This window comes from Natronococcus sp. JC468 (assembly GCF_012163165.1).
In the GTDB taxonomy this organism is placed as follows: Archaea; Halobacteriota; Halobacteria; order Halobacteriales; family Natrialbaceae; genus Natronococcus; species Natronococcus jeotgali.
Genome location: NZ_JAAVUO010000110.1, coordinates 1 through 956, shown reverse-complemented (window position 1 = coordinate 956; position 956 = coordinate 1). Strand labels below are relative to the sequence as shown.

The following is a 956-nucleotide window of genomic DNA, read 5'->3' as shown; positions in this document are numbered from 1 at the left end:
CGTTCTCGCTCGAGACGGTCGCGAACCAGTATCGGCGGCTGTACGAGGAGCTGATCTGAATGCGCATCGGATTTTTCACGGACAGTTACTTCCCCGAGATCGACGGTGTCACATACACGATCAAACTCTGGCGCGAACAACTCGAACGCGAGGGCCACGAGGTCTACGTCGTCTACCCCGACGGCGACTACGACCCCGGCGACCGCGAAATCCCCGTCAGGTCGGTCTCGAACCCCTTCTATCCCGGCTACCGCATCCCGCTGGGCAAGCGCCCTTCGACGCTTCCCGACCTCGACGTCGTTCACTGCCACGGCCCCGCCACGGTCGGCCTCCTCGGGCGGTACTACGCCCGCAAGCACGACCTGCCCGCGATCTACACCCACCACACCCCACTCGAGGAGTACGTCCACCAGAACGTCGCGTTCGAATCGGTCGCCGACGCACTCGGGCGCGCGTACGTCCCCCTCGAGACGGCGTTCCTGCGGAGCTTCGACGTCGTGACCGCCTCGACCGAACGCATCGACCGCGACGTCGAGCACGTCCCGCTGCCCGTCGGCATCGACATGGAGTTCTTCCGACCGACCGACGAGGACTGGTACCCCGACCGCACGGTAATCGGCTACAGCGGCCGGCTCAGCATGGAGAAAAACGTCGACGAGATCCTCCGCGTCGCCGACACCCTCCCCGAGTACGACTTCGCGATCGTCGGCGACGGCCCCTTCCGCGAGCGCCTCGAGCGGGAGGCGCCCGAAAACGTCGAGATCCGGGGGTTCCTCCCCCGCGAGGAGCTGCCGACGTTTTACTCCTCGCTCGACGTCTTCGTCACGGCGTCGACGGCCGACACGCTCGGACTGTCGACGCTCGAGGCCAACGCCTGCGGGACGCCGGTGGCGGCGACCGACGCGGCCCCGTTCGACCGCACGATCGGCCCCGACAACGGCGAGCGCTTCGCCTAC

The 956-nt window shown here is 67.1% G+C and carries 1 protein-coding gene; it reads left to right on the top strand.

The features are described from left to right. Positions 1-59: 59 nt before the first annotated feature. Positions 60-956, top strand: an 897-nt coding sequence (locus tag GWG54_RS20590) for a glycosyltransferase (protein WP_167939491.1), incomplete at its 3' end; no start/stop codon positions are given.